Genomic DNA, 8,457 nt, shown 5'->3' with positions numbered 1-8,457 from the left:
GCTGACCAGCGTCAAGAAGACCGTTGACGGAACCGAGGAGCAGTACCGGCAGCTCAAAGACGCTGCAATCGAGTTTTCTGAAACGAACGCCGTCAGCGCGTCGCAGATCCTCGACATCCAGGCGCTCGGCGCGCAGCTCGGCTTCGCCATAGACGAGCTCGACGAGTTCGGGCGCGTGGTTTCGGGCCTCGACATCGCCACCAACATGGACGCCGAGACCGCCGCAACCGAGATGGCCCAGTTCGCGAACATCACGAAGATGGGCCACGGAGAGATCAGCAACTACGGAAGCGCCATCGTCGGGCTGGGCAACAGCTTCGCCACCACGGAATCGGACATATCGTCCATGGCCATGCGCATCGCCGCCGCCGGAACCCAAGTGGGCATGTCGCAGGAAGACATACTCGGATTGGCGACCGCGCTCAGCTCCATGGGCGTGGAGGCGGAAGCCGGCGGCACGGCCATCAGCACCGTGATGGCCCAGATCGACAAGGACGTAGCGACCAACTCCGCATCGGTCGAGACGTGGGCGAGCACCGCGGGCATGTCGGCGCAGGAGTTCGCCGACGCTTGGCGAAACGACCCGGTCGACGCGCTCTCCGCGCTCCTCTCGAACATGGAATCGACGACCGCCGAGGGCGGCAACATGTCGGTCATGCTCGAAGAGCTCGGCATCGACAGCGTGCGCCAGACCGACATCATGAAGCGCCTTGCCGGAAACTCGGAGCTCGTCGGCAGAGCCGTCGCGAAATCCAACGAGGAATGGACGAAGAACTCCGCGCTGCAGAGCGAGGTCGACAACCGCAACCAGTCGCTCGCCTCCCGCATGAAGATCGTCGAGAACCGCGCCGTCGCGATGGCGGAGAAGTTCGGCGGCCCGCTCGCCGACGCCATGCTCGACTCGGTCGAAGCGGCGGAGCCTCTGTTCGAGGCGCTGTCCAACGGAGCGAAGGCGTTCGCCGAGATGGACGAGAGCCAGCAGCGCGCGATCATCGGAGCGCTCGCCGCAGCAGCCGCCATGGGACCCTTGGTCTCGGTCGGCGGGAAGGTCGCGGGCACGGTGTCAACGTGCTGGAGCGCGTACGGAAAGCTGAGCGCCGGGCTCGCGAAGTTCTCGTCCAAGTCGAAAGGGGCCGCCGTAGCCGCGAAGACTCTCAACGCGGCCATGACGGGGCTGGGGCGCGGCGTCGCCGCGTTCGCCGTCGTGACGGTCGTCAGCGAGCTGTCGAAGCTGTCTTACTCTCTCACGGACGCGCGCAAGGAAACGCTCGCCTCGGTCGACGCGCTCGGGTCCGTCGGAGACTCCATGACGTCGTTCGGCGACCGCATGGCGGAGGCGTCCTCCATGGTTGCCGACATGGGCGCGGTGCTCACCGCATCGGGATCGACCGTCGGCGGCGTGTCGGCGGCCATCCAGGAGCACGAGGCCGCGATCACATCGATCATCGCAGGGGCCCTCGCAGAGCAGCGAGCGCTGCGCGACGACGAGCTGGCATCGATAGCGGAGCACAACGCGGAGATCGAGCGCCTAGAGGGCGAGAAGGTCCAGGCGTACCTCTCCGGCATGCAGGGGCTGGCCGACGCCGCGGCGGCCGAGGGCGAGATATCCGCCGACCGCGCCGCCCAGCTGCTGGCAACCGCCGAGGACTACCACTCGTCTTCGCTCGCCGACCTCGACAAGTACCACGCTTCTCGGCTCCAATCCCTCAACCAGCAGTACGCCGTCGAAGGATCGCTGACCGAAGCCGAGTACCAGGCGGCGATCCAGGCGGAGAACGCGTACTACAACGAGTCGAAGGCGAACCTGGACAAGTCCGCATCCGACGCGAAGACGGCCGTGGTCGAGCATGCGGGAGCGGTGGCCCAGATGTCCCAGGACACGCTCGCGACCCTCGAGGAGGCGCGCGGCAAGCTCGATGGGCTATGGCGAGACCCGTTCGGCCTGGCGTACTGGAACTCCGACGTCGGGAGCGTCGAGGCCGCCGTGAAGCAGGCGTCGGAAGCGCTGGCCTCCCTGGCGACCGAGGGCAATTCGTCGTTCCTCGCGCTGCAGCTGGCCGCTTCGTCCGCCGGAGGCGAGGTAACGGCGGAGAACGCCGCCATGATCGACACGCTGCTGTCCCAGTTCGCGAACCTGCCTCCTGAGATGGGCGACGCCGGGGACAAGGCGATGCGCGCGCTCGCGAGGGGCCTCGACGCGGATCTCGGGATCGACGTGGCCAATTCCACGGCGGACGAGATCATCGCCGCGTACCGCTCGAAAACAGGCGTCGCCGAAGGGGCCGGGCGCGACACGTCGGCTGCTTACGCGAGCGGCTTCGCGTCCAACACGCAGGCGGCGCTGGACGCGGCCGCTGCGGTTACCGGCGCTTCCGCCGACCAGCTCGCGCAGTTCGCGGCTGCGGCGGGCATCAAAGGAGACGAGGCCGTAGGGGCCTTCGCCGCCGCGATCGCCAACGGCGAGACCATCGCCGAGGCGGCGGCCATCGCGAACTCGTCCGCTGCGACGGCCGGGCTGTCAACGGACGGGGCCTCCCCCGGCGCAGCTGGAGCGGCGGACTACGCGATGGCCATCGGAGGAACGGCATGGCTGTCCCAGCAGCAGGCCGCGCTCGTCGCCCAGAGCGGCGTGACGGGCTTCAGCTCTGTCGACGCCGCCCCGAGCGGCACCGCGTTCGGAGGGCGCTACACGTTCGGCATCGGGCAGACGAACGCCTACTCCCCCGGCCAGTCGCTCGCCGACGAGGCGAGGAGAGGAGCGGAGTCCGTGGACGGGTCGAGCGCCGGCGACTGGTTCGCGCAGGGCTTCGTCGGAGCGATCGGCAACTGGATCCAGAGCGCGTGGGACGTCGGCGCCGCCCTCGTCAACGCCGCCCTCGGCGGAGGCAACGCGGCGCAGCAGACCGGGTCCCCAGCGAAGAAGACGCGCGAGATGATGAAGTGGTACGCGCTCGGGTACATCGAGGAGGAGGCGAACCACGAGGACGCGGCGTACGCAGCGGGGCGCTCCCTCGCGTCGGCGTCGCTCTCCGGCACCGAGGACGCCCTCCGGGGCGCGGTTCCCGCCGTCCTCCCGAACGTCCAGACGCGGTCGCAGGTGACTCCGCTCGTACCGTACGGGGAGAACGGACGCGCCGTCGGAGTCGACCGTCCGATAGCCGTCGAGTGCAAGGTAGAGAACCCGATCACGACCTCGGACATCTACGATGCGGTGTCGGCCGCGATGTCGTCAGGGAAGCTGTCCGTCGCGCTGTACCTGGACGGCAGGGAGCTGTACAACGCAGCCGCCGCCCCGATCGGGGCGAGGCTCGGGGCCATCGAGCGGAGAAAGGGGTACGGGCTGTGAGCATAACGGTCGGAGGCGTGGACATCGAGAGCCGGTTCGGGGTCATGCTGACCGACGAGTCCACCTTCAACCCGCCTCCAGTGAAGAGGTGCATGCTCGAACGTCCCGGAGGGGACGGATCCCTCGACGTGACCGAGGCGTTCGGAGACGTCCTGTACGGGGACCGGGAGGACAGGCTCGTGTTCCTCGTCGACTCCCCTCCGAGCGAGTTCGAGCGCGTGAAAACGGAGTTGGCCCGGTTCCTTCACGGCCGATCCTACGACTACCAGCTGGCGAGCGACCCGGGATACACGTACCGCGGCCGCTTCGTCGTCGACGAATGGTACCAGAAGGCATGCTTTCAAAAGATGATCGTGAACGTTTACGCGAACCCCTACAAGTCCGCCGGCACGAAGATCCACGAGGTCGACGCCCAGGCGGGCGCGCACCTGCGCCTGCTGCCGGGGCGCGGTCGGGTGCGACCCGTGTTCGAGTCGCAGATGCCCTGCCACGTCGTGGCGGACGGCGTGGACGTCGTGCTGCCGCCCGGATCGCACACGGCCGTGGGCCTCACGATCCGCGACGGGGCGTCGGACGTGTACGTCAACACCGGCGGCTCGATCAGAGGAGGCACCACGACGTGGGGCGACCTCAAGGCGAGGGGCCTCACGTGGGGCGACCTCAAGGGCAAGAGGTGGCACGAGGTCATGTACATGGCCGGCGCGCCCGCCCCCAACGAGGCGTACCGGGTCAAGATCGCATACGAGGTATTGGAGCTGTAGCATGGAAACGACGACGAGGCTCGGGCTGAAGCTGCCCGGCGACAACGACCTGGTCGATCCAGCCGACTTCTGCGGCAACGACCAGGAGATCGAGAGATACATAACGACGCTCACCCAGGCGGCGTCCGCTTACGCGCCCTCCGCGCTGAACCTCACCAATCAGTACAAGACGGTCCCGTTCGGCTCGATCGTCAAGACGGGATACGCGTTCAGCCTGTCGGGCGGCGGCATCAGGATCGCCGAAGCGGGCTTCGCCAAGGTGTCGGTGCACATCTACGCGAACAGCCTGCCGGCGGGCGACGCGCTCGAAGTCGACATCAGGAAAAACGGGACGACGTTCTGGCAGTACTCCGCCGAGGACAGCGATTCGACCTACGTGGTGTTCGACCTGGTGTCGCGCCTTATCCCGGTTGCCGCCAACGACGTCATCACCATGGCGGTGCGCAACTGGCAGTACGTGCGCGGGAAGATCGTTCCGGAGTCGACCTACATGACCGTGGACCTGTACAAAAACCTCAACTTCTAAGGAGGCGCGCATGCGCATTCTGTACGGCGGCCGCGTCCTCTACGATCCGGACGCCGGCGTCGAGCTTTTAGACGTTGAGCTCGTGCGCTCGCTTCGCAGCGCATCGGAGCTTTCGTTCAAGATGCCGGCGACCCACGAGTGCGCGGGCGTCATCGAGCTCGAATCGGTCGAGCCGGAGATCGAGGCGTGGGAGGGCGCGCGCTGCCTCATGCGGGGCCGCGCCTACTCCTGCGAGGACGTGGACGACGTGGGCACCGTCGAATACCGATGCGAGGGAGAGCTCGCCTACCTCAACGACACGTCGGTGCGCCCCTACTCCACGGTGGCGGGCGAAGCGCCGCTGCTCGCGCCGAGCGACCCTTACGGGTACTTCGAGTGGCTCGTCGACAACCACAACGCCAAGGTCGAGCCGGCAAAGCAGTTCAGGGTCGGCGTGAACCAGGGGCACCTCCTCGACGACAACGAGCACATCCTGCGCTCGGACTCCGACTACCCCAGCACCGGCCTCGTGGTGCGAGAGAAGCTGCTGGAATCCCTCGGCGGCTTCGTCCGCGCCCGCTACGTGGGCGGCGCGCGCTACGTGGACTACCTGGCCGACACCGACGGCGCCGCGTCCCAGCGCATCGAGTTCGGCGCGAACCTGCTGAAGTTCGCCCGCACGCGCGACGGATCGCCCATTTGCTCCGCGGTGATCCCGCTCGGCTCGAAGCCTGAAGGATCGGAAGACCGCATCACCATCGCGCCCCTGGGAAACGGCGACGCCGACGCGTACGGGCGGTACGAGAAGCGCGGCGACGCGGTGGTGTCGGTCGAACTGGTCTCGAAAGTGGGGTACCGAGAGCGCGCCGTCGTGTGGGACGACGTGACCGACACGGCGCACCTGGTAGACCGCGCTCTGTCCTGGCTGCCGGGGCAGGCCAACGAGATCGAGACGTTGAACGTCAAAGCATACGACCTGTCCCGCATCGATCCGCGCGTCCAGCCGATCGATCTCGGCGACTACGTGCGCGTGACGAGCGCCCCGCACGGATACGACTCCTACATGATCGTGTCGAGGATCGTCCACCGCCCGACCGACTGGCAGGGCGACGAGTACGTGTTCGGCGTCGAGGGCGACGACATCGGCGACATCGTGCGCAAGCACGCCGCCACGCTCAACGCCGGGATCAACGGCGCCTACGAGGCGGCGGACGCCGTCGACAAGATCGCCAAGGACGCGCAGGCGCGAGCCGACGCCGCCCAGGGGAGCGCGGACAAGGCGCAGACCGACGCGGACGCGGCCAAGCTTGCGGCGGATGCGGCCAAGGCCGAGGCCGACAAGGCGTTCGCGGACGCGACCCAAGCCGCAGCCGACGCGATAGCTGCCAAGGACAAGGCCGACCAGGCGACGGCGAAGGCGGAGGCAGCGCAATCTGCCGCGACCGAGGCCAAAGCGTCCGCAGGGACGGCGATGCAGAACGCCGCCGCAGCGATCGCGACGGCCGACGCGGCGACCGCGCAAGCGGCTGGAGCGAAGGCCGACGCCGCGCAGGTGCGAACCGACCTCGCCGGGCAGATCAAGACCGTCACGGACACCATGGCCGCCGACTACACCAAAAAGACCGACCTCACGCTCACCGAGTCGCGGCTCATGTCGGAGATCGAGCGCAGCGCGGAGGGCGTCGCGTCCACGGTGGCGCAGCAGTACGCCAAGAAGACCGACCTCTCGACGGTGCAGGCCGACCTGCAAACCAAGATCACTCAGAACGCCGAGGCGATAACGAGCACGGCGGCGTCGGTGACCGCAGTGGACGCCAAGGCCAACAACGCCCAGAGCGCAGCCGACGCGGCCAAGACCGCCGCCGCGAAGGCGCAAACGGACGCGACGGCCGCAGCGGGCAACGCAGCGGCGGCCCAGACCGCAGCAGACGCGGCGGCGGCGAACCTCGCGACGGCCGAAGCCAACCTCGACGCCGTGTCCATCAGGGTCGGCGCGACGGAGGCTGACGTGGCGGCGGCCGAGCTCGCGGTCGAGAACGCCAAGGCAGCAGCCGACGCAGCAGCCGCGAGCGCGTCGACCGCGAAGACGAGCGCCGCGACCGCGCAGGCGACGGCCGACGCGGCCAAGTCGGCGGCCGAAAAGGCCCAATCGGCAGCAGACGCCCTTGGAGCGAGGGTGGCTTCCGCCGAGACCAAGATCGAGCAGAACGCGGAAGCCATCGTCCTGCGCGCCACCAAGGCCGAGGTGGACGCGGCGAAGGGCCAGGCGATCAGCGCCGCTGCAACCGATGCGAAAACCAAGGCCGACGCCGCCCTTGCTGGCGCGAAGACGTACGCCGACGCTCAGATCAAGGTGCAAGCCGACCGCATAACCGCGAACGTGGCCGTAACAGACGGCCTCGGCGCGCGCATGACCACGGTGGAGCAGACGGCGAGCGGGCTGTCCGTTTCGCTGGAATCCGTCGAGGCGACGGCGAACTCCGCGAGCGCGACGGCGAACGCGGCGCGGACCGAGGCCGCAAACGCGGCGAAGACCGCGACGAACTACATGCAGTACACGAGCGCAGGCCTGGAGGTCGGCAACAAGTCGTCCGGCTCTTGGAGCGGGTTCCGCTCGCGCATGGCCACGGGGGCTTTCGAGGTGATCGACGCTGCCGGCAACGTCGTCGCGAGATACGGGGCGAAGGAGATCGAGCTCGGCATGGGGATGCTCGACGCCGTCATCCGCATGTGCGGCGGCAAGGGGGCGATAGCCTACTACGCGGGCACCGACCAGCTGGCGGTCATGGCCCCAGGCTCGATCGCGCTCGCCGCCTGCCGGACGCTCTCCGACGGGACCGTGCAGCCCTACGACTCCGGCGTCGCGTGCAACAGAAGCGGCGTGCTCCTGAAAGGGGCCGTGGAGGCGTCCGGGTCGTTCAGCATCAACGGCCAGGGCATTGCCGACCACGTTGTGGCCCAGGGCACGAGCGGGATCTGGCGGTGGCGCAAGTGGGCGTCTGGGTTCGCGGAGTGCTGGGGCGCAACGTCGTTCGTCGCATCGACGGCAACCGACAACTGGCACTGGCTCGGCTACGACACCACGGTACGCGGAGGCCACGCGCTGCCGTTCGCGTTCAAGACGATCGTCGACTCGACGGTGACGCTCGTCAACGGAAACTACTGGGCGATCGTCAGAAACGAAAATCAAAACAATCTATCGCAAGCCCCCCAGTTCTGGGTCGTCGCGCCGTCGGCGCATCAGGCGACCGTGACGGTGAGATACGGCATAGCGGGAACGTGGAAGTAGGTGGATAAGATGAGGATCGTCGACGAGAACGGGAACGAGATAGCCAACCCCGACCTGTCGGCCGGGACGCTGTCCCCGACCATAGTCGTCAAGAAGGGAGCCGTCCCGCCCGACAACGTGGAGAAGTTCGCGTGGGCGGACGACGACTACGAGGAGGCCATGCTCTACGCCGTGCCGACGCCGGAGGAGGCCGCCATGGCCGTCGAGCGCGGGCGGGCCGCCGAGGAGGCCGCCGCGCGGGAGCGCGCGAACGAGGAGATGCTGCTGGCGGTGGCCGACATGATAGGGGGCGCGATATGACGGACGCGCAGCTTCGATTGTTGACGGCAGCCGCCAGGATCCGCGTTTCGCGCGGCGAAAGGCTGGAGGACGTCCTCGGAATGTGGCCGGCGATAGACGACCGAGAGCGGGGGCTGATAAGAGCCGCCGTGCTAGACGAGGAGGCGACCGGTGCCGTACGAAACGAGCGTTAGCACGCTTGCGCAGGCGATCGCGCAAGAGGGGGCGGCCTGGGTCATGTGCGCCCTGGTCGTGATCGTCTGCGCGGCGCTGCTGC

At 68.0% G+C, this 8,457-nt stretch carries 5 protein-coding genes; all 5 read left to right on the top strand.

Features of this window, described 5'->3' with window-relative positions; genetic code table 11:
* On the top strand, positions 1 to 3,346 hold a 3,346-nt coding region (locus ACMNI9_RS02705), incomplete at its 5' end, for a phage tail tape measure protein (RefSeq protein ID WP_418830752.1).
* The gene (locus ACMNI9_RS02700) at positions 3,343 to 4,107 is read left to right on the top strand and encodes a hypothetical protein (RefSeq protein WP_418830751.1); all 765 of its coding nucleotides are present in this window, start codon (positions 3,343 to 3,345) and stop codon (positions 4,105 to 4,107) included. The genes ACMNI9_RS02705 and ACMNI9_RS02700, both read left to right, overlap by 4 nt.
* A 1-nt stretch (position 4,108) precedes the next feature.
* A complete protein-coding gene (locus ACMNI9_RS02695; RefSeq protein WP_418830750.1) occupies positions 4,109 to 4,633 on the top strand; it encodes a hypothetical protein in 525 nt (174 codons plus the stop codon).
* Between the two features lie 10 nt (positions 4,634 to 4,643).
* The gene (locus tag ACMNI9_RS02690) at positions 4,644 to 7,901 is read left to right on the top strand and encodes a hypothetical protein (RefSeq protein WP_418830748.1); all 3,258 of its coding nucleotides are present in this window, start codon (positions 4,644 to 4,646) and stop codon (positions 7,899 to 7,901) included.
* 9 nt (positions 7,902 to 7,910) lie between these two features.
* Entirely contained in the window at positions 7,911 to 8,201 is a 291-nt protein-coding gene (locus ACMNI9_RS02685; RefSeq protein ID WP_418830747.1) for a hypothetical protein, read from the top strand.
* Positions 8,202 to 8,457 lie beyond the last annotated feature (256 nt).

The organism is Paraeggerthella sp. (genome assembly GCF_048427265.1).
Classification (GTDB): Bacteria; Actinomycetota; Coriobacteriia; order Coriobacteriales; family Eggerthellaceae; genus Paraeggerthella; species Paraeggerthella hominis.
Note: the sequence above shows the minus strand (reverse complement) of the source record. Positions and strands in the feature narration are given on the sequence as shown.